The sequence below is a fragment of the Stappia indica genome (genome assembly GCF_001696535.1).
Taxonomy (GTDB): Bacteria; Pseudomonadota; Alphaproteobacteria; order Rhizobiales; family Stappiaceae; genus Stappia; species Stappia indica.
In genome coordinates, this window is the sequence record NZ_MBQE01000001.1 from 912,862 (window position 1) to 938,957 (window position 26,096).

Sequence of the window (26,096 nt, forward strand, 5' to 3'; positions counted from 1 at the left end):
TACGCGCCGTCCGGGAGGACGAAGGAGAGGTTTCGGTCTCCTCGCTACCGGCGTGAGGCGGTCGCTTTCGCTCGCCCTGCTCTCGGCTGTCATGCCTGAGAAGGCAGGCATCCAGTATCCGCCGGGACAGGCAGGTTTGCGAAAGCATCCCCACAGCCTCGGCAAGAGACGCGCGAGGCAACGTCGAAGCTCCGGCCGCACGATCCGGGGTTACTGGATCCCGGTCTTCGGCTGCGCCGAAACCGGGATGACATTCTGTGGATGGGGCGGCAGATGCGGCCACCCTCACGTCATTCCGGACGGCCGGTGGCTACTCGGCCGCGTTCATGCCGCGGGCCGGGCGGCGCTCCAGCACCTCGCGCAGGAAGCGGCCGGTGTGGCTCGCCTCCGCCTCGACGATGTCCTCCGGCGTGCCGGCCGCGACGATGGTGCCGCCGCCATCGCCGCCTTCGGGGCCGAGATCGATCACCCAGTCGGCGGTCTTGATGACCTCCAGATTGTGTTCGATCACCAGCACTGTGTTGCCCTGCTCGACCAGTTCGTGCAGCACTTCCAGCAGCTTGGCGACGTCGTGGAAATGCAGGCCGGTCGTCGGCTCGTCGAGGATGTAGAGCGTGCGGCCGGTGGCGCGCTTCGACAGCTCCTTGGCCAGCTTGACGCGCTGCGCCTCGCCGCCGGACAGCGTCGTCGCCTGCTGGCCGACCTTGATGTAGCCGAGGCCGACGCGCGTCAGCGTCTCCAGCTTGTCGCGCACCGCCGGCACCGCAGAGAAGAAGCGCGCACCCTCCTCCACCGTCATGTCGAGCACGTCGGCGATCGACTTGCCCTTGAACTCGACCTCGAGGGTCTCGCGGTTGTAGCGCTTGCCCTTGCAGACATCGCAGGTGACGTAGACGTCGGGCAGGAAGTGCATCTCGATCTTGATGACGCCGTCGCCCTGGCACGCCTCGCAGCGCCCGCCCTTGACGTTGAACGAGAAGCGCCCCGGCTGGTAGCCGCGCGTCTTGGCCTCGGGCAGGCCGGCGAACCACTCGCGGATCGGCGTGAAGGCACCGGTATAGGTCGCCGGGTTCGAGCGCGGCGTGCGGCCGATCGGCGACTGGTCGATGTCGATCACCTTGTCGAGCTGTTCCAGCCCGTCGATATGGTCGTGCGGCGCCGGGGTCTCGCGCGCGCCGTTCAGCCGCCGCGCCGCCGCCTTGTAGAGCGTGTCGATCAGGAAGGTCGACTTGCCGCCGCCGGAGACGCCGGTGATGCAGGTGAAGGTGCCGAGCGGAATGTCCGCCGAGACGTTCTTCAGGTTGTTGCCGCGCGCGCCGGCCACATGGATGCGGCGATGCTTCTTCGGCTTGCGGCGCTCGGCCGGCATCGGGATCGCCATGGCGCCGGACAGGTACTGGCCGGTCAGCGACTTCGGGTTGGCCAGGATCTCCGCCGGCGTGCCTTCGGCCACCACCTCGCCGCCGTGGATGCCGGCGCCCGGGCCGATATCGACCACATGGTCGGCGGTCAGCACCGCGTCCTCGTCGTGCTCGACCACGATGACCGTGTTGCCGAGGTCGCGCAGGTGCTTGAGCGTGTCGAGCAGGCGGGCATTGTCGCGCTGGTGCAGGCCGATGGACGGCTCGTCGAGCACGTAGAGCACGCCGGTGAGCCCCGAGCCGATCTGCGAGGCGAGCCGGATGCGCTGGCTCTCGCCGCCCGACAGGGTGCCGGAGTTGCGCGACAGCGCCAGATAGTCGAGGCCGACATCGTTGAGGAACTTCAGCCGCTCGCGGATCTCCTTGAGGATGCGCAGGGCGATCTCCGACTGCTTGTCGGTAAGCTGGTCCGGCAGATCGGCGAACCAGGCGGCGGCATCGCGGATCGAGAGCTGCGAGATCTCGCCGATATGGCGCGTGGCGATCTTCACCGACAGCGCCTCGGGCTTCAGCCGGTAACCGTTGCAGGCCGGGCACGGGCGGTCGGACTGGTAGCGCGACAGTTCCTCGCGCACCCACTCGCTGTCGGTCTCGCGCCAGCGCCGCTCGATATTGCCGACGACGCCCTCGAAGGTCTTGGCGGTGCGGTAGCTGCGCACGCCGTCGTCATAGACGAACTCGATCTTCTCCTTGCCCGAACCGTTGAGGATCGTCTCGCGCACCGCCTCCGGCAGGTCCGCCCAGGGGGTGGCCATCGAGGCGCCGAAATGGCGGCAGATCGCGTCCAGCGTCTGGGCGTAATAGGGCGAGGTCGAGCCGGTCTTGGCCCAGGGCAGCACCGCGCCCTCGCGCAGGGTGAGCGTGTGGTCGGGGACCACCAGATCCGGCTCGAAGGCGAGCGTGGTGCCGAGCCCGTCGCAGGTCGGGCAGGCGCCGAACGGGTTGTTGAACGAGAACAGCCGCGGTTCGATCTCGGAGATCGTGAAGCCGGAGACCGGGCAGGCGAACTTTTCCGAGAACACCATGCGCTCGTGGGTCTCGTTGCGGTTCTGCAGCACGGCGCCGTCGGCGGGCGCGGGCAGCGCCTTGTCGGCGAATTCGGCGATGGCGATGCCGTCGGCCAGCGAAAGGGCCGTCTCCAGCGAATCCGCCAGCCGGCCGGCAATGTCCGGGCGCACGACGATGCGGTCGACGACTACGTCGATGTCGTGCTTCAGCTTCTTGTCGAGGGCGGGCGCCTCGGCGATCTCGTGGAAGGTGCCGTCGATCTTGACGCGCTGGAAGCCCTTCTTCATCAGCTCGGCGAGTTCCTTGCGGTACTCGCCCTTGCGGCCGCGCACGATCGGCGCCAGCAGGTAGAGCCGGGTGCCCTCCTCCAGCGCCAGCACCCGGTCGACCATCTGGCTGACCGTCTGGCTCTCGATCGGCAGGCCGGTGGCCGGCGAATAGGGAACGCCGATGCGCGCGAACAGAAGGCGCAGGTAGTCGTAGATCTCCGTCACCGTTCCGACGGTGGAGCGCGGATTGCGCGACGTTGTCTTCTGCTCGATGGAGATGGCCGGGGACAGGCCGTCGATCTGGTCGACGTCCGGCTTCTGCATCATCTCCAGGAACTGGCGGGCATAAGCCGACAGGCTCTCCACATAGCGGCGCTGGCCCTCGGCATAGATCGTGTCGAAGGCGAGCGACGACTTGCCGGAACCGGACAGGCCGGTCATCACGATCAGCGCGTCGCGCGGCAGGTCGAGATCGACATTCTTCAGATTGTGCTCGCGCGCGCCGCGAACGCTGATCACGCGCCGGTCGGCGGCGGAAGCGGGCGGCGTGGAGGTCGAACGCGGCTTGGACATGCGTGCGGTCCCTGGATGACGGCCTTGCGGCATCTGGAGGGCTGCCGGACCCGGCGCGGGAGGGCGCGGGGGCGCGGCAGCTTACGTGAAACGGCCCGGCCGGGCCGGGAATGACAGGCGCCCCGGCGGCCCGGGAACGCAAACTGCCCGGAACGTCCGGGCGTGGCATGGGTCCGGAGCGGGCAAGACGCCCCGCCCTTCTACGACATGCGCCGGCCTCCGTCGATTCCGGGATTCCGGCGACGGATTCCGCGGAAGGCGATTCCGCCCGAGCGGCTGCAAGAGCTCAAGCAGCGCCGCACCCGGCACCGGAGTGCAGGTCGTTTTCCGGTTGTTTCTACGCAGGCAGTCCCGAATCCGATTGCGTGAACATATCAGGAACATATACTGTCGCGCAAGATCGCCGGCATGTGGGGCGCGCGAGGCCGCGGGGCAAGGGGCGACGTGATCCGGGGCCGGGTCGCCGTGTGCGCCTGCGGCGAGGGCCGTATGCGCCTGCGGCAAGCGATTGTGGAAAAGCGGGCTGCGTGCGCTCAAAAAGCGGGCCGAGGCTGCAGTTCGCCGGTCGCGGGCCTTTCGCCGGCCTCCCGCCCGGGGCTAAGGTCCACGGGATGATCTCGGGCCCCGGGGCGCGCCACGGCGTGCCGCCGGCGCGCCGCATGCACTCAACAGGGCCAGCCGCAGCGCCGGCGGGCAACATCGAACCAGCGGGACCGGCCGGCAGCGGCCGGCCCGGCGACAGGCCGGCAACGACCGGCAGGCAAGGAGACGACAATGTCGGGAAGCGTCAACAAGGTGATCCTGGTGGGCAATCTGGGAGCCGATCCTGAGGTCCGCCGGATGCAGGACGGCCGCCCGGTGGTCAACCTGCGCGTCGCCACCTCGGAAACCTGGCGCGACCGCAGCTCTGGCGAGCGCAAGGAGCGCACCGAGTGGCACCGCGTGGTGATCTTCAACGAGGGTCTGGCCAAGGTCGCCGAGAACTACCTGCGCAAGGGTTCCAAGATCTATGTCGAGGGCCAGCTGCAGACCCGCAAGTGGCAGGACCAGTCCGGCCAGGAGCGCTATTCCACGGAAGTGGTGCTGCAGGGCTTCAACTCGACGCTGACCATGCTCGACGGCCGCGGCGAAGGCGGTGGCGGCGGTGGCGGCGGCGGCCGCTTTGTCGAAGGCGGCGGCGGTGGCTATGACGGCGGCTCCGGCGGCGGTGGCGGCTATGGCGGCGGATCTGGCGGCGGCGGCTATGGCGGCGGCTCCGGTGGCGGTGGCGGCTACGGCGGCGGCTCGGGCGGCGGGTCCGGCGGTTCTGGCGGCGGCTTCGGCGGCGGCCCGGACATGGACGACGAAATCCCGTTCTGATCGGCTTTCTCTCGCCCCATCGGGGCGGATACGACACGGCCGCCCCGGTTCCCGCATCGGGGCGGCGCCTATTGCTGAAAAGCTATTCCGAAAGCCGTCCGCGAGGCGTTCCGGACGTCCTGCGGGGAACCTCTCCGCAGAGCCGGGCGTTTCCTTCCGGCCCTCGGGCCCCACGCGCGGCGGCACTGCCGCCTTGGCCCTGCCGGGTTTGACGTGCACACTCGGCACTCGATACTCGGCACCCTGTCCGGCGGATGGTCCGTCCGCTCCCTTCCCGCTCCTTCATGGAGGCTCCCATGCTGCAACTCGACCAGGATGCCACCCGCGACGCGCTCGAATGGCGGCCGCTGATCGAGGCGCTGCGGACGATGTTCCGCGAGGGCTGCGAGAGCCCGGTGCGGCACCATCACGAGTTCCGGATACCGGGCGAGGCCGACGGCACGCTGCTGTTGATGCCGGCCTGGGTGCCGGGACGCTATCTCGGCACCAAGCTGGCGACGGTGGTGCCGGGCAATGGCGCGCGCGGCCTGCCGGCGGTGATGGCGAGCTACCTGCTCAACGATGCCCGCACCGGCGAGATGGTGGCGATGATCGACGGCGGCGAACTGACCGCGCGGCGCACGGCGGCGGCCTCCGCCCTCGCCGCCGACTATCTGGCGCGCCAGGACGCCCGCCATCTGGTCGTGGTCGGCACCGGCCGCCTGTCGCGCAACCTCGCCGCCGCCCATGCGGCGGTGCGGCCGCTGTCGCGCGTCTCCGTCTGGGGCCGCGATGCGGACAAGGCCCGGGCGGTCGCCGAGGAGATCGGCGAGGAGCTCGAGATCCTCGCCCAGCCGGCGGACGATCTTGAGGCGGCCGTGCGCGATGCCGACATCGTCAGCTGCGCCACCCTCTCCGAAGCGCCGCTGGTGCAGGGCGCCTGGCTGCAGCCGGGCAGCCATCTCGATCTTGTCGGCGCGTTCAAGCCGACCATGCGCGAGAGCGACGACGAGGCCGTATCGCGCGCCCGCGTCTTCGTCGACACCCGCGACGGCGCGATGAAGGAAGGCGGCGACATCGTCCAGGCGCTGGCCTCCGGCGCGCTTGAGCCGGACGGCATCGAGGCCGATCTGTTCGACCTTGCCCGCAGGACCCTGCCGTTCCCGCGCGAGGCCGAGGACATCACCCTGTTCAAGTCGGTCGGCGCGGCGCTGGAAGATCTCGCCGGCGCGATCCTCGCCTTCGAAACCGCCTCTGCGCGGACCGGCCAGTCGACCTCGCCGCGCATCCTGCCGGTGATGTGACGGGCGCCGTCGCCGCAGCGGGGAGTGGCGAATGCTGAGGATTGCGGGCCAAACGATCTGGGTGCTGTTTCTGACGCTGCTGACCCAGATCGGCGGACTGGCATGGCTGATCGCCCTGCCCTTCCGCCGGCGGCTGGCGGTCTTCGCCCTCGCCTATGCCGGGCTGAGCGTCGGGGCGCTGTGGGCGGCCCCGCTCATGGGCCGCGTTCCGCTGAGTTGTCTGGCTGACGGGCCGCTTCAGGTCGGCTCCTGGGTCTATTGCGCCCTCAACCGCAACTACGTGACGCCGGCGATGAAGACCGTGCTCGCCGACACCGCAGAGGCGGTCGACAAGGCGTTTCCCGGCACGCAGACCCTCGTCCTGGATGCGAACTTCCCGTTCCTGAACGGCTTTCCGCTGCTGCCCCACCTGTCGCATGACGACGGCGAGAAGGTCGATCTTGCCTTCTACTACCGCGATGCGTCCGGCTACCTGCCCGGACGGACCCGCTCGCCCATCGGCTATTTCGCTTTCGAGGACGGCCCGACGCAGTGCCCCGGCGCCTTGCTGTCGCTGCGCTGGGACTTCGCCGCGCTGCAACCGCTCTGGCCGGATCTCACACCCGAGCCGGAGCGGCTGCGCTTCCTCGTCGGGCAGCTTGTCGCGGACGAGCGGGTCGGCAGGATCTTTCTGGAGCCGCATCTGGTCGAGCGCTTCGCCCTCGCCGATCCCAAGATCCGCTTCCAGGGCTGCCGTGCCGCCCGCCACGACGACCATCTCCACTTCGACCTCAGGGCCGAGCGTTAGTTTCGCTCAACACGCCGCAGCCGACCCGCCTGCAGGAACAGGGCCTGCCCGCGCAGACTGCGGAAGGGGGCACCAGCAAGCTGCTCGCCCGTCCCCCTCCCGCATGATCGGGGCTATTTGTAGCCGTCGCTTTTCAGCTTCTTCACCCACTTCTCGAAATTCGCGGACCCGCCGGCTCCAAGTCGCTTTTGAGGTCCCGACTTGAAGAAGGAAACTCGTTCGCTGATGAAGCAGCCCGCATTCGAGCAGTTCAGAGTGTAGGATTTCCCGTCCTTCTTCAGGACGGTGTTCCCCGCCAACGCAGAGGCAGGAATGAGCAAGAGAAAGAAGACAAAAGCAATTTTTCTCATTTGACCATCCATTAGTTAAAAATTACGAACACGTTAACCAAAAGACACGCGCTCCCGAGTGTCAAGAGATTTGAGAATCACTTGCCCTCACCCCCGCATTGCACAACTCGCAGCCGTCCCGCCTGCAGAAACACCGCCCGGTCGAACAGGGAAAGGTCGAGCGGATTGGGCAGGCGCAGGTCGGCAAGGTCCGGCAAGGGTTTCAGCGCCGGATCGAAGGTGCGGTCGACCTGCGAGACGAAGACGAGCACCGCGCCGGACCGCCGGGAGAAGGCTGCAAGCTCGGCGACCTGCGTCTGAAGGTCCGGCGTATCGCGCCGCTGGTCGAGGATCTGCAGGTAGTCGATCACCGCGAGCGTGCCGGGCGCGCAACCCTGCAGTCGCTGCATGATGCGGGCCGAGCAGATCTCGTCGGAGCAGTCGAGCGCAAGGAGGTCCCTGAGCGCCCCCCGCGCGCCGAGGCGCTCGAGCCGCGCCTCCACCTCGCGCTCTACATATTCCAGCGTGAAGACGGCGGCGCGGTTGCCGGCCTTCATCGCCTCGACGCCGAGTTCGAGCGCCAGCAGCGTCTTGCCCTGGCCGGGACGGGCGGCGACGAGGATCATCTCGCCGGGGCGAAGGCGGGGATGGATCAGCGCGGCGGGCGAACGCTCGGCGGCGCGCTGCGCCAGCAGGCTCCAGCGGGCATGGCCCTCGCGGGCAGCGATGCGGTCGAGCGCGGCGGCAAGGGGAATTCCCGCCTCGCGGGACAGAAGGCGCGCCTCGCGCTTGAGGCGGTAAAGGGGTGCGGAAAGCTGCATGCCGGATGTCTCCGTCTGCGGGCGATGAGCGCAATCCCTCCTCATGCGGCGCCCGAACGGGTGGTCCGGTGATGCGAAAGGCCCGGCATGGCACATGCTTTCCCGTGGCGGAGGGGGGAGGCGCGGGCAGCACCCGACTCGCAATCTAGCCCATGCGCCGCCGCTCTGGAAAGCGCCAGAGGGCGCCTTGGCAGGAGCCGTGCGCCCGCCGCCGCGCGTTTGCCTCTCCACACGCCATTCACCCAGTTCGACGCAGCACGGGGCAAATTGCGAGAACCCCTTTGCCGCGAGGGCACGCATCGCCTAAGTATGGGGAACGAGACCGGGCCCGGCGGGGCCCGATTCCGTCTTCATGAAGGAGCTGATCTTGCACATGACCATCAAGCCGAACGATGTGCCGAGCCGCCTCGACGACGAGGACGACGACGAGAAGACCAAGACGCCGCCTTCGATCCAGGTCGACAAGCATCTGTTCGACGCCCGCACGGTGCTGATCACCGGCCCGATCAACCAGGAACTGGCGCGCGACGTCTGCGCCCGCCTGATGGCGATGGCGCAGGTCTCCAACGACCCGATCACCGTGATCGTGTCCTCGCCCGGCGGCCACGTCGAATCCGGCGACATGATCCACGACACCATCAAGTTCATCGGCCCGGAAGTCCGCATCCTCGGCATGGGCTGGGTGGCGAGCGCCGGCGCGCTGATCTACATCTCGGTGCCCAAGGAGCGCCGGTACTGCACGCCGAACACCCGCTTCCTGCTGCATCAACCGTCCGGCGGCGCCGGCGGCCAGGCTTCCGACATCGAGATCCAGGCGCGCGAGATCCTCAAGATGCGCGACCGCCTGAACAAGCTCTTCGCGGCGGCCACCGGCCAGCCGATGGAGCGGATCGAGAAGGACACCGACCGCGACTACTGGATGGGTCCGGACGAAGCCGTCAACTACGGCCTGGTCGGCAAGATCGCGGCCTCGGTCAGCGACCTCGACTGATACCGGCCGGCGCCCTCCTTCGCGAGAGGCGGCGCCGGTCCAAGCCACCGGCCCGGCCGATGCTCCCCCTCCCCTGCAGGAGGGGCGGGTGTCCGCCGGGCCGTTTTCGTTTGCGGGGTCCCTCCCCGCCTTTCGCGACATCCGGACAGGAGCAGTGCCATGAACCATCTGACCGTCGGCGGCATCGACATTCCCGTGCTCGGGCTCGGGACCTGGCCGCTGAAGGACGAGCCGTGCCGCGACATCGTCCGCGCCGCGCTGGAAAGCGGCTGGGACCATGTGGACACGGCGGCGATGTATGCCAACGAGAAGGCGGTGGGCGCGGGCCTGCGCGCCTCGGGCCGCGCCCGCGACAGCTATCACGTGACGACCAAGGTCTGGCACGACAACCTGGACCCGGAAAAGCTGATCCGCTCCTGCGAGGACAGCCTCGACCGGCTGGGGCTCGACCATGTCGACCTGTTCCTGATCCACTGGCCCAACCCGCGGGTGCCGCTGAACGAGCAGATCGAGGCGCTGCTGGAGCTGCGCCAGCGCGGCTGGACGCGCGCCATCGGCGTTTCCAACTTCACCGCCGCCATGGTGCGCGAAGCGCAGGACCTCGCCAAGGGACAGCTGGTCGCCAACCAGGTGGAGTACCATCCGTTCCTGTCGCAGAAGCGGGTGCGCGCGGCGCTGGAAGCCGCCGGCATGGCGCTGATCGCCTATTCGCCCATCGCCAAGGGACGCGTCATCGGCAACGAGACGATCCGCGACATCGGCAAGCGCCACGGCAAGAGCGAGGTGCAGGTGACGCTGCGCTGGCTGCTGCAGCAGGAGAACACCATCGCCATCCCCAAGACCGGCACGCCGGCGCGGCTGGCGGAAAACGCCGCCGTCTTCGACTTCGAGCTGGACGAGGCCGAGATGGCGGCGATCTCCGCGCTCGGCAGCGCGAAGGGGCGCGGCATCGACCCGGACTGGGCGCCCGACTGGGACAAGGAATAGGCCTGCGCCACGGCCGAAGGTCCGGTGCAGCACGCCATCGGCCTGCCATCGCTTTGCCGCGATGGCAGGCAAGTCTCTATGATGAGAGCGACCCGGCCGCACGCGACAGCCGGGCGCATCAACCAGGGGAGACCCGGCATGCGCATCGACCGTTTGACCAAAGCAGGAACCGGCCTGGCCGCGGCAACCCTTTCCGCGCTCATCCTGATGACCCTCGCCCCGCAGCCGGCAGCCGCCCAGCGCCCGGACCTGAGGCGCATGAGCTGCAACCAGGCGCAGAACCTGGTCGCCCGGCGCGGCGCGGTGGTGATGACCACCGGCCAGTATACGTACGAGCGCTTCGTCGCCGGCCCGCGCTGGTGCGACCACTGGGAAACCGTGCGCCCGGCGCAGGTGCGCACCCGCGACACCGGCCGCTGCATCGTCGGCTATATCTGCGAGACGCCGCTGTTCTCGCCCTGGGAGCGGCGCGGCGGCTGGCGCTGATCACAGGCTCGCGAGATAGTCCTCGAACCGCCGCCCGCGCTCGCTTCGAGCCCGCTCGCCCGTCTCCGCCACGGCCGTGATCCGGTCGAGGCGGAAATTGCGGAAGTCGCCGCGCTCCTCACACCAGCCGGTCAGCAGCCAGACCTCGTCGAACACCGTGAGGCCGAGCGGGCGCACCCGCCTGCGGCTCTCCCGGCCGCCGAGATCCACATAATCGATCCGAAGCATCCGCTGCCGGCGGATGGCACGGCGCAACCCCGGCAGCCAGCGATTGGCGGTCTCCGTCTGCGGGCGCTCGCGCGTCACCGCGCGCAGCGGCAGGCGCAGGGCCGCCTCCCCGCCCGCATCGCCCGAGGCCGCGCCGATCTTGCCGGAAACCCGCAAGGCGGCCTCGCGCAGGGGCGCATCGCCCCGCGCCCTGACCAGCCGCATGCCGAGCGCAATCGCCTCCATCTCCTCCTCGTCGAAGCTGAGCGGCGGCAGGAAGTAGCCGCGCTCCATCTGGTAGCCGATGCCCGCTTCGCCGCGCACCGGCGCCCCCATCGCCTGAAGCGTGGCCATGTCGCGGTAGATCGTGCGCGGCGACACCTCAAGCGCGCGGGCCAGTTCCTCGGCGGACACCGGGCCGCCGGCGCTGCGCAAGCGGTCGAGCAGGGAGAACAGACGAAACACCTTCATGGCGCCATCCCTAGGTCGTGGACTCATAATTGTGCCGGAAACGGCGTCCGTTCGGGCAATGATATGCCAGGAGGAGCGCGATGGCCGGGGCAGCCCCCCCGGCCGAGCGATCCGACGCCGCAGTGAGATGCTCGAACGACGCCCTTCGGGTATGCCGGAACCCGCCGGCAACAGCGTCGCAAGCCCTTGAAAACCTAATGGTTTCCTGCGGCCTTGCTCCTTGTATCCGATCGGGTTCGGGCATACCGTTTCTCGACAGAATTATGAGTCCACGACCTAGCGCGTGCCCCTGACAGAAGGTGTCAGCAGCCGTGGCGTATCTCCCGCTCAGCATCACGCAGAACAGGAGCACCGCATGCAAGACCATTGCCTCGAAGTCGTCGCCTATCAGGTGAGCGACCCCGCCCGCGCCGATCATGAGCGCAAGCTCGCACTCGGCAGGGTCCGCTCGTTTCCCGGGTTTCTGGCCTGGACGCAGCTGACGGACACGGGCGATGCGGCCCGGCGCGTCGACCTCGTCGCCTGGAAGACCACGGACGCGGCGCTGTCGGCCGCGCGCGCGGTCGGCGAGGGAGAAGAGTTTGCCGGCTTCCGCGCCACGATCAGCGGCGTTGCCAGCATGGGCCACTACGCGGCAAGCCAGCCGGCGCCGGTCGGACTCCTCGCCGGGGACGGGATCGAGGTCGGCCGCTTCCGCCTGAAACCCGGCGTTGCGGAGGAGGACATGCGCGCGGCCCATGCCCGGATGGTGGAGCACCACCTCTCGCGCCAGCCCGGCTGGCTGGGCCAGCGGCTGGTCCGGCTCGAAAGCGGCACCTTCCTGGATATCGCCTTTGCCGACAGCCGGACACGGGCCATCGCCATCTGCAACGCCTGGCAGGGCAACGCGGAGTGCGAGGCGTTTCTCGCCCTGATCGAGCCGGAAAGCATGGAGTTCGGCGAACTGGTCTGAACAGACCGGCCTTCGAAGCCCGGCACAGCGGCGCGTTCCCCGCAGGAATGCGCCGTTTTCGCATGTCCGAAACCTCTCGATTTGACGTAAGCCTCTGGCGCGTTAAGCTTGTTGCCGCAGGGTCTTCTCCCGGTCGGACTGCCTGCCGGGAATGCAGATGGGGGTCTTTGCTGGCGCATTTTCGGACTTGGAAGGCGCCTGCCCCGTTTGCGAACATGGGCCACGGGCAAGGCGCCACGGCGCTTCGCCTCAAGACGACGAGTTGACGACCTGACGAAAAGAACAAGACGACGTTTCGCACGAGGGGTTAGAGACACGCATGGGGGAGAGCACCATTTTCAACGAGATGCTGACCGCCGACGGCAAGCCCCGCGCGCCCTACAGGCGGCTCGCCGAATGGTTCGACACCCTGTCCCCGGCGGACATGCGCAAGAAGTCGCGCGAGGCGGAGACGATCTTCCGCCGCCTCGGCATCACCTTCGCCGTCTATGGCACGTCCGAGGCCACCGAGCGGCTGATCCCCTTCGACATCGTCCCGCGCGTGCTCTCGGCCTCCGAGTGGCGACGCCTGTCGGCGGGCATCGACCAGCGGGTGCGCGCGCTCAACGCCTTCCTCTATGACATCTACCACCGCCAGGAGATCGTGCGGGCCGGCCGGGTGCCGGCGGAGCTGATCCTGCAGAACGAGGCGTTCCTGCCGGAGATGATCGGCTTCACCCCGGCGCGCCGGGTCTATGCCCATATTATAGGCACCGACCTCGTTCGTGTTGGCGAGGACGATTTCTACGTGCTGGAGGACAACACCCGCACCCCGTCCGGCGTCTCCTACATGCTGGAGAACCGCGAGACGATGATGCGGATGTTCCCCGAGCTGTTCCAGCAGAACCGGGTGGCGCCGATCGAGCACTATCCGGACATGCTGCGCGAGACGCTGGAAAGCGTCGCGCCGGAGAACTGCGACGGCGATCCGACCGTCTGCATCCTGACGCCGGGCATCTACAACTCCGCCTATTTCGAGCATGCCTTCCTCGCCGACTCGATGGGCGTGGAGCTGTGCGAGGCGCGCGACCTCTATGTGGAGGACGGCAAGGTGTGGATGCGCACCACCCAGTCGCCGCAGCGGGTCGACGTGATCTACCGGCGCATCGACGATGCCTTCCTCGATCCGCTGACCTTCCGCCCCGACAGCATGCTCGGCGTACCGGGCCTGTTCGACGCCTACCGGGCGGGCAACGTGACGATCTGCAACGCGCCGGGCACGGGCATTGCGGACGACAAGGCGATCTATGCCTATGTGCCGGACATCATCGAGTTCTACACCGGCCAGAAGCCGATCCTGAAGAACGTGCCGACCTGGAACTGCGCCAAGCCCGACGACCTGGCCTATGTGCTGGACCGTCTGCCGGAGCTGGTGGTGAAGGAGGTGCACGGCTCGGGCGGCTACGGCATGCTGATCGGCCCGACCGCCTCCAAGCGCGAGATCGCCGAATTCTCCAAGCGGCTGAAGGCCAATCCCGCCAACTACATCGCCCAGCCGACGCTGGCGCTGTCGGCCTGCCCGACCCATGTGCAATCGGGGCTGGCTCCCCGCCATGTCGACCTCAGGCCCTATGTGCTGGTCGGAGACAAGGTGCGCATCACGCCCGGCGGACTGACCCGCGTGGCGCTGAAGAAGGGCTCCCTGGTGGTGAATTCCAGCCAGGGCGGCGGCACCAAGGACACCTGGGTTCTGGAGGACTGACGAAACATGCTCGGCCGTACCGCCGCATCCCTGTTCTGGACCTCGCGCTACAACGAGCGGGCGGAGAACATGGCCCGCCTGCTGGAGGTGGGATACCGCATTGCCATGACGCCGCGTCTGGGCCAGGACGCCGCCGACGACTGGCGTTCGACCCTGGTCAGCGCCGGCTGCGACCAGGGCTTCTTCAAGAAGCACGAGGAACTGACAAAGCGCTCCGTCGTCTCGCACATGCTGTTCGACCCGGAAAACCCCTCCTCCGTGCGCTCCTGCATCGAGGCGGCCCGCAACAACGCCCGCTCGGTGCGCACCGCCATCACCGGCGAGATGTGGGAGAGCCTGAACACGACCTATATCGACTTCATGGAAGTGCGCCCGCAGCACATGACCGACGACAAGCTGCCGGGCTTCCTGACCTGGATCAAGCAGCGCTCCATGCTGTTCCGCGGCGCCATGCTCGGCACCTTGATGCGCGACGAGGGCTACCACTTCTCGCAGTTCGGCTGCTTCATCGAGCGGGCCGACAACACCTCGCGCATCCTCGACGTGAAATACTGGATCCTGCTGCCGGACAACGAAGTGGTCGGCGGCGAGCTCGACCGGTACCAATGGTCGACGATCCTGCGGTCGGTCTCTGCCCATCGCAGCTATCGCCATGCCTATCGCGATGCGCAGATCCGCCCGTTCAACATCGCCGAGTTCCTGATCCTGCGAAAGGAGATGCCCCGCTCGCTGGCCTATTGCTACGACTGGATCACCGAGAGCATGGAGGGGCTCACCCTGCGCTACGGCGAGCGGCCGATGAGCTACGACATGGCCCAGCGCACCCACGAGCTGCTGGACCAGGGAACCATGCGGCAGATCTTCCAAGGGGGACTGCACGAGTTCCTCGGCAACATGATCGCGAGAAACAACGGACTAGGCGCGCAGCTCGCCGCGGACTACCACTTCGCCTGACAGGAAACGCGAACCGAACGATCGGAAGCCGGCGGCGACAAGACGCGAAGCCGACCGAACACGAGGAAGCCCGAGAGCCATGCGCCTCAACGTCAGACATGTGACCCGCTATCGGTACGAGCACCCGCTCGCCCATATGGTCCAGCAGCTGCGCCTGACGCCGCCGAGCCTGGCCGGACAGAAGGTGATCTCCTGGACCATCGACGTGCCGGGCTACGAGCGCTCTGCCCGCTACATCGACGCCTTCGGCAATCCGGTCGCCATCGTCAGCCACCGCGAGGCGATGAGCGAGCTGACCATCGCGGTCGAGGGGCTGGTGGAAACGCAGGACCGCGCCGGCGTCGTCGGCCACCCGCGCAGCCCCGCCCCCGACAACGTGTTCTGCCGCTTCACCTCGCTGACCCGCGCCAACCCGGCGATCCGCCGGCTGGGCGCCATCGCCGAGCGCGACGGGCCGGACGCGGTCGCCGGCTTTCACGACCTGATGCACGCGATCCGGGACAAGGTCGCCTATCGCACCGGCGTCACCGAGGTGCACACCACCGCCGCCGAGGCGCTGAACGCCGGCGAGGGTGTGTGCCAGGACCACGCGCATATCTTCATCGCCGCGGCCCGCACCATCGGCGTGCCGGCGCGCTATGTCTCGGGCTACATGCTGCTGGAGGGCGGACAGGATTCGGAGGCGCATCACGCCTGGGCCGAGGTTCTGCTGCCGCAGCTCGGCTGGGTCGGCTTCGACATTTCCAACGGCATGTGCCCGACGGACCGCTACATCCGCCTCACCTGCGGGCTCGACTCGCGCTCCGCCGCGCCGATCCGCGGAATCCGCATGGGCGGGTCCGGCGAGAACATGGATGTGGAAGTGGCGGTTTCGCAGGAATCGCAGCAATCTCAGCAATAGGACCGTTGCCGGAACGGCAGCGAACCTGTCAAATCTGCCGGAGCCGGCGCAACGCGCGAATCGCCGCCGCGCGCGATCCGGCCGGGCGCGCGCCCTTCCCGTTTTCGGAGACTGCCTGATCATGACCTATTGTGTCGGTCTGAAGCTCGATCGCGGCATCGTGATGGCCGCTGACACGCGCACCAATGCCGGGCTCGACAATGTCGCCACCTTCAAGAAGCTGCATGTGTGGGAAAAGCCCGGCGACCGGGTGATCTGCATGATGGCGGCCGGCAACCTGGCCGTTACCCAGTCGGTGGTGAGCCTGCTCAGCGAGCGGCTGAAGAGCGAGGATCCGGGCCGGCCGACGCTGCATTCGGTGGACACCATGTTCCAGGCGGCGCGGCTGGTGGGCAGCGCCGTGCGCGACGTGCGCGCCATCGACGGCGAGGCGCTGGCCGCCAATTCGGAGAGCTTCAGCGTCACCTTCCTGCTGGGCGGCCAGATCAAGGGCGAGGCGCCGCGCCTCTTCCAGATCTATTCCGCCGGCAACTTCATCGAGGCCTCCGCCGACACGCCCTTCCTGCAGATCGGCGAGCACAAGTACGGCAAGCCGATCCTCGACCGGGTAACGCAGGCGGACATGCGCCTCGGCCAGGCCGCCAAGCTCGTGCTGCTGTCGTTCAACTCGACGCTGCGCTCGAACCTGTCTGTCGGCATGCCCATCGACATGCTGCTCTACAACACCGACAGCTTCTCCGCCCATCGCCAGACCCGCATCCGCGAGGACGATCCCTATTTCGCGGACCTGTCGCGCATGTGGTCGGAAAAGCTGCGCGACGCGGTGGCCGAGATTCCCGACTTCGAGATCTGACGCCCTTCCCTCTGCCTCACGCCGCTCACCCCTCGACGATGCGGCCGTCCTCCATCCGCACGATGCGGTCGGCAAGGTCGAGGATGCGGTTATCGTGGGTGACCATGAGGGTGGTGGTGCCGCGCTCGCGGCCGAGCCGGCGCAGCATCTCGACGACGGCAAGCCCGCTATCGCGGTCGAGCGCGGCGGTCGGCTCGTCGGCCAGCACCACCGGCGGATTGCCGACCAGCGCACGGGCCACGGCAACGCGCTGCTTCTGCCCGCCCGACAGGTTGCCCGGCAGGTAGTCCACCCGCTCCGACAGGCCGACAAGACCGAGCACATGGCGCGAGGCCTCGCGCCAGTCGCCGGCAACCCGGTCCCCGTGCACCGCGAGCCCCATGCGCACGTTCTGCAGCGCCGTCAGGCTTTCATGCAGGTTGTGCGCCTGGAAGATGAAGCCGAGGTCCCGCCGGCATGCGACGAGATCATCCTCGCTGGCGCCGTTGAGCTCGCGCCCGAGCAGCACCACCGACCCGGCCTCGACCCGGCGCAGGCAGCCGATCAGGGTGAGCAGCGTGGTCTTGCCGGAGCCCGACGCGCCCATCAGCACCACCAGCTCGCCGTGCCGGATCTCCAGGTCGATGTCGAACAGCACCTGCTTGCGCGCCTCGCCCGTCCCGAACCAGTGATCGAGACCGCGCACGGCAATGGCCACGGACCCGGACGCCATATCGCTGCCCATGATCAGAACAGCTCCGCCGGATTGGCCCGCGCCAGCCGCCGCGTGGCGATGGCGCCCGAGAGCGCGCACATGGCGAGCGTGCCGAGAAAGACCAGGACCGGCCGGCCGGCGGGCATGAAGATCGGCAGGCCGGTGCCGGCGGCGACCGCCGCATAGAGGCCGAGCGCAACGAGCACCCCCGGCACGAAGCCGAACAGGGCGAGGATGAACGCTTCCTCGAAGACGATGCCGAGGAAGAAGCGCTGCGGATAGCCCATCGCCTTGAAGGTCGCGTATTCGCGAATGTGGTCGGCAACGTCGGTGGACAGCACCTGGTAGACGATGATGACGCCGACAAGGACGCCGATCACCACGCCGAAGCCGAAGACGATGCCGACGGGCTTTTGCGTCGTCTGGAAGCGCTGGTCGCGGGCGGCAGCCTCGTCCAGCGTCCACACCGCGCTGTCGGAGGCCGGCAGCGCCGCGCGCAGGTCCGCAAGCACGGCTGCCGGGTCGGCACCCGGCGCAAGCCGCACCAGCACGTAGTTCGGCGCGCCCGGCAGGCGGGCGGGAAACAGGCGCAGGAAGGTCTGGTCGGAGACGACGAGATAGCCGTCGGCGGAAAAGCCGCCGCCGATCTCGAACGTACCCGTCACCGTGATCTCCCGGCCTCGCGTCTCGAAGCGATAGGGCGTGCCGGCCTCGATGCCGGCGAACAGGTCGCCCGGCACGTTGCGGGTCTTGCTGTCCATCAAGGCGGTGTCGGGCAGCATCAGGCTCTCGGCCTGGCGGGCGAGCAGAGGATCGCTGAAGGGCGCGCTGGTCGGGTCGATGCCGAACAGGTCCATGATGCGGATGGTGCCGTCCGGCTGCTTCCAGTCGATGCGCCCGTAATAGAAGCCGGTGGCGGAGGCGACGCCCTCCACGCCCAGCGCCTGATAGAGCCGGTTGCGCGGCAGCGGGCTGCCGTCGAACAGGGTGTTGGCGTCGGATGCGGAGATGAGGACGTCGCCGTTCAGCACCGTGTAGGGCAGACGGATGCTCTCAACCAGCGCCCCGAGAAAGCCGAGCTGCATGAAGATCAGCACATTGGCGAAGGCAACGCCCGACAGCGCGGCGGCCAGGCGCCCCTTGTTGTGCACGAGCTGCAGCCAGCCGATGGGCAACCGGCCGAGCAGCGCGGTGAGCATGGGGGTAAGCGGGCCGGTCACGTGCCCTCTCCCGTCTCGATGCGGGCGGTGACCTGCAGGTTGGTGAAGCGGCGCACGCGCGCAATGTCGGCCGGATCGATGGCCACATAGACCTTGATCACGCGCGCATCGGTGCGCGCGGCCGGATCCGCGCCGGTCGCCGTCTGCCGCCCGACGTCCCAGCCGATCTGCTGTACCGTGCCGGCGATGGTGCCGGAGAACGCCTCGCCGGTGATCTCGACGGCATCGCCGGTCTCCACCGCGCCGATGCGCGACTGGTAGATCTCGATCTCGGCCATCATCTTGTCGATGTCGCCCATGTCGAGAATGCCGCGCTCGCCGGGACGCTCGCCCGGGCGCACATGGATGTCGAGAACGACGCCGCCGGCGGGCGCCGGCACCATGGAGCGCGCGAGATCGGCCTGCGCGAGGCCAAGAGAGGCGCGCGCGGCGTCCAGATTGCGCAGCGCGACCGCAATGTCCGCCTGGGCATCGGGCGCATCGGCGGTGTAGCGGCCAAGGGTCGCCCGCGCGCTTTCCACCTCGCGATCCGCCGCCTGCGAGCGGGCGCCCGCATCGTCATGGGTGGCGCGCGTGACATGGCCGCGGGCGAGCAGCTCCTGCGAGCGCTCCAGCTCCCGCCGGGCGGTGGCAGCGGCCACCTCTGCCCGCTCGAGGGCGGCCCGCGTCTCCGTCCGGCTGGCGGCGACGGACACACGCTGCCTCGCCAGCTCCGCCTCGCGCAGGTGCACGGCGGCCTCAGCCGAGGCAAGCGCTGCCAAAAGCTGGGGGCGGTTGTCGAGCTCGGCAAGCGGCTGGCCCTGCTCGACGCGCTCGCCTTCCGCAACAAGCAGCCGCGCCACGCGGGCATCCCCCGCCCCGAAGGGCGGAGCGACGGTGACAACGAACCCGTCGGGAAGCAGGCGGCCGAGACCGAAGACGGCGGCGGCCTCCTCGCCGCTTGCGGCAGGCAGCGGCGCCGCCGGGGCAACCGTCTCGCCTGACGGGAACGGCAGGATCCCTCGTGCCTGAAGGACGGCCCCGGCGGCAAGACCGCCGCCGACAAGCACGAGACCGAGCGCAAGGCTACGCAGGCGGGAGAGGATCGGCCATAGTCGCGGGCGGCCCGAGGCGGCACGCGGCGACTCGCGCCGCACCACCGGCAACGGCAGGGCGGACGGCTCGCCGGGCGAGGCGGCGTGCGAGGGCTCGGCTCTGCCGAGAGCTGCCGGGTTGAAGGTTGATGACATGACACGATCCTGTTAATGACCGAAAAGTCATTAACAGTGCGCAACAGGAAGTGCAAGGACGATGACGGAACGCAAGTCCGCTGCGGAAACACCGAAGCCCCGGCGTCGGCGCAAGGAGGCACGGCCCGGCGAGATCATCGATGCGGGACTTCAGGAGTTTGCCGAAAACGGCTTCGCGGCGACGCGGCTGGAGGATGTCGCCAAGCGGGCGGGCGTCGTGAAAGGCACGATCTACCGCTATTTCTCCAGCAAGGAGGAGCTGTTCGAGGCGGCGCTCGCCTCGCGCATCACGCCGTTCTTCGACGATGTGGCGGGACTGGTCGCGGCCTATCCCGGCTCGTCGGAAGAGCTGGTGCGCACGGCCCTGCCCCGCATCTACAAGGCGCTGTTCGAGGACGGGCTGCACGTGATGATGCGCATCATCATCACGGAAGGCGGGCGCTTCCCGGCGATTGCCGAGCTGTACCACCAGCGCGTCATCAGCCGCGGTCAGGAGGTAATCGCCGCCCTGGTGCGCCGGGGCGTCGAACGCGGCGAGTTCCGCCGCAGCGCGCTGACCGACCTGCCGATCGTCGTCGTCGCGCCGGCGGTGATGACCATCGTCTGGAAGATGACCTTCGACCGGTTCGAGCCCATCGAGACCCGGCGTTTCCTCGACGCCCATGTCGACATGGTGCTGGAGGGCCTGCTGGCGAGGGATGACAAGACGAAGACCTAGCCGGCGGCGCCCTCAGGCCGGGACGGGCGCGCGGCGGGGTCCCTGGCCGGCGGAGAGTGACGCGGACGGGCTTGCCACATCGACGATGATCGGCAGCTCCTCCGCTGTCGAAGCGAGATGATACATGATCGGCGCGTGATCGATGTACTCCCACAGATTATAGCCGGGATGTGGGTTCTCCGCGATGCATTGGGCAAGGCCGCCATTCCGCCAGGCATAGTCGAGCACGGCCTGGCGCTGGCCCTCGAAATTGCCGAACTCGTCGAAACCGCGAGTCACATGGGTCGGCGCGACCCTTGGCGGAACCTGCCCCCAACCGGCCTGCTGCATGTAGAGTTTCGTATCCCAGGGAACGCTGTCGAACGGAACGTTCATGTCGCCGATCAGCAGCGCCGGGCGGTTGCTTTGGTCGATATGCAGCGCCGCTTCGTAGATCTCCTTCATCGCCTGCTCGCGAATGACTGCCTTGGCGTGGATGGCGCCGATCGTTGCAATACCGGTGGGCAGGATCAAGGTCGGACGGACGTGATCGGGCTCCCAATACCAGTCCACCCTCCCGCCCAGACCCTGTAGCGCCGGCAGCCTCTCGTTCCAGAGGAAGCCGAAATTGCAGACGCTCTTCGTGCCCGCCCTCGTCGGCGACCAGCGGAAATCGCCCCGAAAGGCCGGCTTCGGAAAGCCGATGGAACTCAGGCGCGTGGCGAGATAGTTGACGAAGGTGTTGCCCATGCCGCGGCTGTCGGTGACCTCGGCCAGGACGATCAGGTCGACATGATGCGTCTGGTACCAATGCACCAGCGTCTGCACCACGAACTCCACGGAGGTGCTCATCTCGTAGCGATAGGGCACGTTGTCGTTCGGGCGGACCTGGTTCTTCTTCTCGATGTTCCAGAACCCGACAGTAAGAAAATCCACGCCGCGTGTCGGCATCCCGCGCTCACTCCGTAATAGGCAATGGAAAACAGTTGCGCGAACCGTGCGGAAGCAGCGGTCGCAAGATGCGCTATCGTAGGCAGACACCCCCAAAGATAGCAATGATCATTTATACAATTTTCAGTATTGAACAACACCACCACCCTTGATAGCGTTGCCGCATCTTTCTGCCAGAGGGTGTATATTCACATGAAAGAACTTTACGCTAAGGCCTTGATGGGTCAGCTCTATGCGACCGAAACCACGACCGCCGTGACCATTCAGGTGCACAACAACCTGCCGGTGAGGATCGCGGTCTACAATGCAACCAACGCCGGAACACGGCAGCTTCTCGGCCATGTCGAGCCGGGCTCCAACGGCCCGGTGACCGGAACGGACGGCGACTATCTGGTGATCGCCTCGGCGATCAGCGGCAGCTTCATCAGCGCCTATGCGCTGAACACCAGCGAGAGCAGCTACACCGTCGACAACTCGGTCCTGACCACGCCGAACGACATCGGCTCGATCCCCGTGCCGACCACCGATGTGCTGGTGCCGGTCAACTCGCCGCTGGTGATGGTGGCAATCTCGACCATCTCGCCGGACGGGTCGACCACCAACTACATCACCCGCGAGCAGTTCTGGAACCTGCAGGGCGACAGCTACAGCCTGGCCGTCGGCGAGAGCCGGACCGTCAGCTACACCATCGTCTCGGGCCGCCAGACCACCTCCTCGACGCAGGACACGGTGGGCGCGAGCATCGGCGTCGACGCCCATGCGGGCTGGGGACCGATCTCGGCGGGCATCTCGGCGAGCCTCAACGCGGAATCGACCACCTTCCAGCAGGTCACGGTCAACGAGCAGACCACCTCCTACATGTCGGACACGGTAACCAATTCCGGCGACGACGACGTGGCGGTGCTGCGCTGGCAGATGACGGACGTGATCACGATCTTCTCGCCGAGCTACCAGCCGCTTGCCTCGATCGTCAGCGGCCTGAACCCGATCATCGTCAAGAGCTACAATGTCTCCGACCTGATCAATCCGGAGCAGCCGACGGACCTGGTGGCGCGCCAGATCCCCGTCACGATGGGCTGAACCGGCTGCCTGCCGGTTTACTGCCCCCGCGGTCAAATCCCCCTATCAAGCAAGGACTTCGAACATGAGCTGTTGCGACGCCAGCCTCGTCAAGATCGTCAATAACTCCGGCACCGACTTCACGGTCACCGCCTCCGACGGCACTGTCGGCAACCTGCACGATCTCGACAAGGGCACCACGATCGCCGACCAGAGCAGCGCCAGCGGCAACGCCTATTCCAGCGGCGGCACGGACGGGAACTGCTCGGGCTATGTGACGATCACCACCGCCAATGGGAGCTATTCGCTGAAGCTGGCCTACGGCTTCACCGCCGCCAACAACCGCGGCTCCTGCCCCTGCACGGCCTCCTCGCAGGACCAGGTGACGGCCGCGAACTATGTCGCGACCGCAGTGGCGACGACCGGGACCAGCGACGGCTCGGCCAGCACGGTGTGGACCATCACCACCCAGCTGACCTGAGCCGCACTGCCGCACGGCACAGCCCCGAATGCTGAACAGGCCCGCCGGATCGCTCCGGCGGGCCTGTTCATGGCCTGCGGTTGCAGGCGGGCGCTCAGTCGATGCTGCGGCCCGCGCAGACGTTCAGGATCAGCGCTGCCGCATCGAAATCGCGGCGGCGCACGGCGCGCAAGGCGGCCGCTTCCGGATCCTGGCCCCATTGCTCGATGTTCCAGTCCTCGTCGACGAAGGCCGCCGCCCAGGCCGCATCGGCCGAGAGTTCGCCCTCCATCAGCGCCAGCGCCAGCAGGGCCGAGCCGCTCAAGGTCGTCGCGACGTGCAGGGCCGCCAGCGGCAAGGGCGCAATCGGCGACAGCACCTCGCGGATGCGCGCCAGCAGCGCCGCGTCCTGGCGCACCGGCATGATGCCCTCGGCCAGCACGAACCGCCCGCCGAACCGCCCTTCCGCCCAGGACAGCACCGGGCCCCAGGTGACGTTCTGCCGCTCGACCAGTTCCTGCGGACTGTCCGCCCGATAGAACAGCAGATCGTTGCCGGCATAGGCGGTGACGTCGTCCGCCACCTCCCCGGCCCGCGCCGGCACCGCGTCGATGGCGGTGTTGGCAATGCGGGTCAACGGCATGGTGGCCGGGTCGATTTCTTTGCCCTGCGCGGCCCATTCGTCGGCGATGCGGGCCGCGATCTGTTCCTCGGCAAGCGCAAGGAGGTTGCGCCCCGTCGTCTTGACCGACCGGCCGTCGAGCTGGACGGCATGCAGTCCGTCCTCCTGCCGCGCGATGCCGACCTCCTTGTAGAAGCGCTTGGGCAGTTCGCGGCGGGACAGGGTCCTGGCGCGCTCGACCGGATCGGTGGTGCCGCCGTCCTCGATATCGCTCAACAGGTCGCGCATCACGCAAGCTCCCTTTGTTCCATGTCGCTCCAGCCGAGCAGGACGCCCAGCGCCGGCACCAGCTCGTCGAACCGGTCGAGAATGCGGACCGCGCCGGCGGCCTCCAGCCGCGTCCGCGGATGATAGCCCCAGCTGACGCCGAGCCCGGCAACACCGGCCGCGCGGGCCATCTCCATGTCGAAATCCGTGTCGCCGATCATCACGGTGCGCGAGGGCTCCGCCCCGGTCTCGGCCATCGCCTGCAGGATCATGCCCGGATGCGGCTTGGACGGCGCCTTGTCGGCGGTCTGGATGGTGACGAAGCGCCCGTCCAGCCCGTGGCTCTCCTGCATGTGGCGGACGCCGCGCATGGCCTTGCCGGTGGCGATGCCGAGCAACACGTCGTCGCGGGCCGACAGCACGTCGAGCGTCTCGCGCGCGCCGGGATAGAGCGGGTCGTGGTCGAGCCCGGCCAGCCGACGGGACACCTTGGACTGGCGATAGGCCTCCGCCATCGCCGGCACCAGATGATGGTGCTCGGGCGCGGCCAGCCGCGCGAAGGCGACCTCCAGCGACAGGCCGACGATGGAAAGCCCCGCCTCGCGCGAGGGCGGGGCGAGACCGACGGTCTCGAACCCGACGGCGAGGCCGTGCAGGATGGTTTCCTGGCTGTCGACCAGCGTGCCGTCACAATCGAAGATCACCAGATACAGGGCCTACTCCTCCGGGTCGTTGGTCTCGGGATCGTATTGCGAGGCATCGAAGCCGAGCAGGTTCCAGCTCTGCTGCATGTGCGGCGGCAGCGGCGCCGAGACATCGATGGTGCCGCGGCCCGAGGGGTGCGGAATGACGATGCGGCGGGCATGCAGATGCAGCTTGTTCTGGATGCCGCCGGGAAATTCCCAGTTCTCGATGTTGAAGTATTTCGGGTCGCCGAGGATCGGGTGATGGATATGGGCGGTGTGGGCGCGCAGCTGGTGCGTGCGGCCGGTGATCGGCCGCAGCGAGACCCAGGACACCTTCGGCCCGGCATTTTCCACCACCGAATAGAGCGAGACGGAATGCTGCGCATCGTCCTCGCCGTGGCGGGCGACGCGCATGCGCTCCTCGCCCTCGTCGCGCGCCAGATAGGTGGAGACGCGCCCCTGGCGCGGCTTCGGCACGCCGGCAACGAGCGCCCAGTAGATCTTGCGGGTCTGGCGGGCGCGGAAAGACTTGGCCATTTCGGACGCGGCCTTGCGCGTCTTGGCCAGCAGCAGGATGCCGGAGGTCTCGCGGTCGAGCCGGTGGACGAGACGCGGCTTTTCGCCCTTTGCGTCGCGGAAGGCCTCGAGCATGCCGTCGAGATGGCGCGTCAGGCCGGAGCCGCCCTGCACGGCCAACCCGGCCGGCTTGTTCAGCACCATGACCTCGCGGTCCTCGTAGAGGACCATCGCCTCGACAGCCTCGCGGTCGCCGGCCACCAGCTTGCGCGGCTTCGGCTTGGCGTTGGCGCTGTCCTTCGCCGTCACATGGGCATCGACGGTGAGCGGCGGGATGCGGACCATCTGGCCGGTGCCGACGCGGGTGGAGGTCTCCGCGCGCTTGCCGTCGACCCGCACCTGCCCCGTGCGCAGCAGCTTCTGCAGGTGGCCGTGGCCGAGGCCCGGATAGTGGGTCTTGAACCAGCGGTCGAGCCGCATGCCGGCCTCGTCGGAGGTGACGGTCTTCTGTTCGATACCGGACATGATGCTTCCCGTTGCAGGAAAGGGCCCGCGCGCCATCCGCAGCAGTGGCCCCGCCCCTTTTTCAAGCGCCCTACCTAATCCCGACGCCGCCCGAGGGCAAGCAAAGCATGGCGCCCACGACGCTCACCGCTCGCTCCTGGCCTGGAGCAGCCCTTCCGACATCGCCTGGAACGCCTCGACCGCCCGCGGCAGGGCCGAGCGCGGATCCTCGCTTGCCGCGACCCAGAGCGCGGCGGTGAGCGCGGCGCCGCTGAGCAGCCGCGCAGCGGCATCCACGTCGACCGGCTTCATGATGCCGGCCTCGACGAGCCCGGCGACCGTCTGGCGGGTGCCCTGGAGACAGGCATTCTGGCTCGGCCATTGCGAGGGGTCGCCGAGAAACGCCGGCCCGTCGAGCAGCACGATGCGCTGGACCTCCGGATCCAGCGCCATCTCGATATAGGCGGCTCCTTCCGCAAGCAGCCCCTGCCACGCGTCGCCGAGCCCCGCCCCGACCGCCTTGGCCCGGGCGGCCATCTCGCCGTCGACCTGGGCGACGACGGCGGCAAGAAGCCCCTTCTTGTCACCGAAATTGTGGTAGAGCGCGCCGCGCGTCAGGCCGGCCTCCGCCGTCAGCTCATCCATCGAGGCCGCAGCGAACCCCTTCTCGGCAAAGGCCTTCCGCCCCGCCGCGATCAGCTTCGCGCGGTTTTCCTCCATCGTCTCGGCACGCCGTCTTGGCGCCATCACCCGCACTCCATCCAGATACGGAGCGCATGCCATTTGACATACGATCCG

26 protein-coding genes are annotated in these 26,096 nt (G+C 68.1%); 14 read left to right on the top strand and 12 right to left on the bottom strand.

Features of this window, described 5'->3' with window-relative positions; genetic code table 11:
* Nucleotides 1-310: 310 nt before the first annotated feature.
* Entirely contained in the window at nt 311-3,271 is a 2,961-nt protein-coding gene (uvrA, locus tag BBX35_RS04245; RefSeq protein WP_067216384.1) for an excinuclease ABC subunit UvrA, read from the bottom strand.
* Nucleotides 3,272-4,045: 774 nt separating this feature from the next.
* On the opposite strand from uvrA, the gene BBX35_RS04250 reads away from it, so the two are divergent.
* From BBX35_RS04250 to BBX35_RS04260, 3 genes are all read left to right on the top strand, one after another.
* On the top strand, nt 4,046-4,630 hold the full coding sequence (locus BBX35_RS04250; protein ID WP_067216387.1) for a single-stranded DNA-binding protein: 585 nt from the start codon (nt 4,046-4,048) through the stop codon (nt 4,628-4,630).
* A 296-nt stretch (nt 4,631-4,926) separates the two neighbouring features.
* A complete protein-coding gene (gene lhpI, locus BBX35_RS04255; RefSeq protein ID WP_067218191.1) occupies nt 4,927-5,913 on the top strand; it encodes a bifunctional Delta(1)-pyrroline-2-carboxylate/Delta(1)-piperideine-2-carboxylate reductase in 987 nt (328 codons plus the stop codon).
* Nucleotides 5,914-5,944: 31 nt separating this feature from the next.
* Nucleotides 5,945-6,700 carry a hypothetical protein gene (locus tag BBX35_RS04260; RefSeq protein WP_067216390.1) on the top strand — a complete coding sequence of 252 codons (756 nt, stop codon included), beginning with the start codon at nt 5,945-5,947 and terminating at the stop codon, nt 6,698-6,700.
* Nucleotides 6,701-6,813: 113 nt separating this feature from the next.
* On the opposite strand, the gene BBX35_RS04265 is transcribed toward BBX35_RS04260, so the two are convergent.
* Together BBX35_RS04265 and BBX35_RS04270 are read right to left on the bottom strand one after the other, a co-directional pair.
* Entirely contained in the window at nt 6,814-7,050 is a 237-nt protein-coding gene (locus BBX35_RS04265; protein ID WP_067216392.1) for a hypothetical protein, read from the bottom strand.
* Nucleotides 7,051-7,127: 77 nt separating this feature from the next.
* A complete protein-coding gene (locus BBX35_RS04270; protein WP_067216394.1) occupies nt 7,128-7,850 on the bottom strand; it encodes a DNA helicase in 723 nt (240 codons plus the stop codon).
* Between the two features lie 373 nt (nt 7,851-8,223).
* Between BBX35_RS04270 and BBX35_RS04275 the strand changes: the two genes are divergently transcribed.
* The 3 genes from BBX35_RS04275 (at nt 8,224) to BBX35_RS04285 (ending at nt 10,314) form a co-directional block, all read left to right on the top strand.
* Nucleotides 8,224-8,841 (top strand): ATP-dependent Clp protease proteolytic subunit, encoded by a 618-nt coding sequence (locus BBX35_RS04275; protein WP_067218193.1) that lies wholly within the window; start codon nt 8,224-8,226, stop codon nt 8,839-8,841.
* A 159-nt stretch (nt 8,842-9,000) separates the two neighbouring features.
* Nucleotides 9,001-9,828, top strand: a complete 828-nt coding sequence (locus tag BBX35_RS04280) for an aldo/keto reductase (protein ID WP_067216397.1) — start codon at nt 9,001-9,003, stop codon at nt 9,826-9,828.
* A gap of 138 nt (nt 9,829-9,966) precedes the next feature.
* The gene (locus BBX35_RS04285; RefSeq protein WP_083206019.1) at nt 9,967-10,314 is read left to right on the top strand and encodes a hypothetical protein; all 348 of its coding nucleotides are present in this window, start codon (nt 9,967-9,969) and stop codon (nt 10,312-10,314) included.
* Here BBX35_RS04285 and BBX35_RS04290 read toward each other — a convergent pair whose 3' ends face one another.
* Entirely contained in the window at nt 10,315-10,992 is a 678-nt protein-coding gene (locus BBX35_RS04290; RefSeq protein ID WP_067216398.1) for a helix-turn-helix transcriptional regulator, read from the bottom strand.
* A gap of 355 nt (nt 10,993-11,347) precedes the next feature.
* On the opposite strand from BBX35_RS04290, the gene BBX35_RS04295 reads away from it, so the two are divergent.
* From BBX35_RS04295 to BBX35_RS04315, 5 genes are all read left to right on the top strand, one after another.
* Nucleotides 11,348-11,944: a hypothetical protein gene (locus BBX35_RS04295; protein WP_067216401.1), complete on the top strand. Its 597-nt coding sequence runs from the start codon at nt 11,348-11,350 to the stop codon at nt 11,942-11,944.
* Nucleotides 11,945-12,263: 319 nt separating this feature from the next.
* Nucleotides 12,264-13,685, top strand: a complete 1,422-nt coding sequence (locus BBX35_RS04300; RefSeq protein ID WP_067216402.1) for a circularly permuted type 2 ATP-grasp protein — start codon at nt 12,264-12,266, stop codon at nt 13,683-13,685.
* A gap of 6 nt (nt 13,686-13,691) precedes the next feature.
* Entirely contained in the window at nt 13,692-14,639 is a 948-nt protein-coding gene (locus BBX35_RS04305; protein WP_067216405.1) for an alpha-E domain-containing protein, read from the top strand.
* A 79-nt stretch (nt 14,640-14,718) separates the two neighbouring features.
* Complete coding sequence (locus BBX35_RS04310) at nt 14,719-15,540, top strand: transglutaminase family protein (RefSeq protein WP_067216407.1); 822 nt, start codon at nt 14,719-14,721, stop codon at nt 15,538-15,540.
* A 121-nt stretch (nt 15,541-15,661) separates the two neighbouring features.
* On the top strand, nt 15,662-16,393 hold the full coding sequence (locus tag BBX35_RS04315) for a proteasome-type protease (protein ID WP_067216409.1): 732 nt from the start codon (nt 15,662-15,664) through the stop codon (nt 16,391-16,393).
* A gap of 25 nt (nt 16,394-16,418) precedes the next feature.
* On the opposite strand, the gene BBX35_RS04320 is transcribed toward BBX35_RS04315, so the two are convergent.
* Genes BBX35_RS04320 through BBX35_RS04330 form a run of 3 tightly spaced genes read right to left on the bottom strand, consistent with a single transcriptional unit; the run spans nt 16,419 to nt 19,536 of the window.
* Complete coding sequence (locus BBX35_RS04320; protein WP_067216411.1) at nt 16,419-17,117, bottom strand: ATP-binding cassette domain-containing protein; 699 nt, start codon at nt 17,115-17,117, stop codon at nt 16,419-16,421.
* A gap of 2 nt (nt 17,118-17,119) precedes the next feature.
* Nucleotides 17,120-18,307 carry an ABC transporter permease DevC gene (devC, locus tag BBX35_RS04325; RefSeq protein ID WP_208979757.1) on the bottom strand — a complete coding sequence of 396 codons (1,188 nt, stop codon included), beginning with the start codon at nt 18,305-18,307 and terminating at the stop codon, nt 17,120-17,122.
* Nucleotides 18,304-19,536 carry an HlyD family efflux transporter periplasmic adaptor subunit gene (locus BBX35_RS04330; RefSeq protein WP_067216415.1) on the bottom strand — a complete coding sequence of 411 codons (1,233 nt, stop codon included), beginning with the start codon at nt 19,534-19,536 and terminating at the stop codon, nt 18,304-18,306. Before BBX35_RS04330 ends, devC begins: the two co-directional genes overlap by 4 nt.
* 61 nt (nt 19,537-19,597) lie before the next feature.
* Between BBX35_RS04330 and BBX35_RS04335 the strand changes: the two genes are divergently transcribed.
* On the top strand, nt 19,598-20,254 hold the full coding sequence (locus BBX35_RS04335; protein ID WP_067216417.1) for a TetR/AcrR family transcriptional regulator: 657 nt from the start codon (nt 19,598-19,600) through the stop codon (nt 20,252-20,254).
* A gap of 12 nt (nt 20,255-20,266) precedes the next feature.
* Here the strand turns inward: BBX35_RS04335 and BBX35_RS04340 are convergent, their stop codons facing one another.
* The gene (locus tag BBX35_RS04340; RefSeq protein ID WP_067216420.1) at nt 20,267-21,184 is read right to left on the bottom strand and encodes an endonuclease/exonuclease/phosphatase family protein; all 918 of its coding nucleotides are present in this window, start codon (nt 21,182-21,184) and stop codon (nt 20,267-20,269) included.
* Between the two features lie 192 nt (nt 21,185-21,376).
* On the opposite strand from BBX35_RS04340, the gene BBX35_RS04345 reads away from it, so the two are divergent.
* Entirely contained in the window at nt 21,377-22,264 is an 888-nt protein-coding gene (locus BBX35_RS04345; protein WP_139111089.1) for a hypothetical protein, read from the top strand.
* Nucleotides 22,265-22,328: 64 nt separating this feature from the next.
* Nucleotides 22,329-22,724, top strand: a complete 396-nt coding sequence (locus BBX35_RS04350) for a hypothetical protein (protein WP_067216425.1) — start codon at nt 22,329-22,331, stop codon at nt 22,722-22,724.
* 94 nt (nt 22,725-22,818) lie between these two features.
* Here the strand turns inward: BBX35_RS04350 and BBX35_RS04355 are convergent, their stop codons facing one another.
* The 4 genes from BBX35_RS04355 to BBX35_RS04370 form a co-directional block, all read right to left on the bottom strand.
* Entirely contained in the window at nt 22,819-23,613 is a 795-nt protein-coding gene (locus tag BBX35_RS04355) for an ATP12 family chaperone protein (protein ID WP_067216428.1), read from the bottom strand.
* Nucleotides 23,613-24,305, bottom strand: coding sequence for an HAD-IA family hydrolase (locus BBX35_RS04360; RefSeq protein ID WP_067216431.1), 693 nt, complete (start codon nt 24,303-24,305; stop codon nt 23,613-23,615). The genes BBX35_RS04355 and BBX35_RS04360 overlap by 1 nt, the downstream gene beginning before the upstream one ends.
* Nucleotides 24,306-24,308: 3 nt before the next feature.
* Complete coding sequence (locus tag BBX35_RS04365) at nt 24,309-25,319, bottom strand: RluA family pseudouridine synthase (protein WP_083206020.1); 1,011 nt, start codon at nt 25,317-25,319, stop codon at nt 24,309-24,311.
* Nucleotides 25,320-25,442: 123 nt separating this feature from the next.
* Nucleotides 25,443-26,045: a TetR/AcrR family transcriptional regulator gene (locus tag BBX35_RS04370; RefSeq protein WP_067216437.1), complete on the bottom strand. Its 603-nt coding sequence runs from the start codon at nt 26,043-26,045 to the stop codon at nt 25,443-25,445.
* Nucleotides 26,046-26,096: the final 51 nt, after the last annotated feature.